Source organism: Chitinimonas naiadis (assembly GCF_054780835.1).
The window spans coordinates 1-627 of record NZ_BAAGVO010000012.1 but is presented as its reverse complement, the minus strand read 5'-3'; the positions used below and the strand labels follow the sequence as shown (position 1 = coordinate 627).

Annotated in this window: 1 protein-coding gene; it reads left to right on the top strand. The window is 66.5% G+C overall.

Annotation, left to right across the window (positions count from 1 at the left end):
* Window positions 1-627, top strand: a 627-nt coding sequence (locus tag ACYVHK_RS24710) for a methyl-accepting chemotaxis protein (RefSeq protein ID WP_460537751.1), incomplete at both ends; no start/stop codon positions are given.

Genomic DNA, 627 nt, shown 5'->3' with positions numbered 1-627 from the left:
TCGCGATCGAGCGAAGTCTCGACCGGCTCGGAGAGCCAGAGCGACGCGGCCGGCGCGATGGCGGCAGCCGTCACCGAGATGACCGAGAGCATCCACCAGATCGCCGACAGTGCCGATCGGGCCAACCAGCTGTCGGTGGAGTCGGGCCAGCTGTCCCGTGAAGGCAGTGCCGTGATTGCCCGTGCCATGGACGAGATGAACCGGATCAGCGACGCGGTGAACCAGACCTCGGGCGTGATCGACGCCCTGGCGGACAAGACCCAGACCATCACCAGCATCGTCAACGTGATCCACGACGTGGCCGACCAGACCAATCTGCTGGCGCTCAACGCCGCGATCGAAGCAGCGCGGGCCGGCGAGCAGGGGCGGGGCTTTGCGGTGGTGGCGGACGAAGTGCGCAAGCTGGCCGAACGTACCAGCACCGCCACGCGCGAGATCACCGCCATGATTGCCGATATTCAGCACAGCTCGGCCGAATCGAAGACCACCATGCAGATGGCGGTACAGCGGGTGGCGAGCGGGGTGGAGTTGGCGGGTCAGGGGGGCGAAGCGGTCAAGCGGATCGAGGACAGTGCCGGCCGGGTGGTTGGCGTGGTGGAAGACATCTCGGTGGCCTTGAAGGAACAG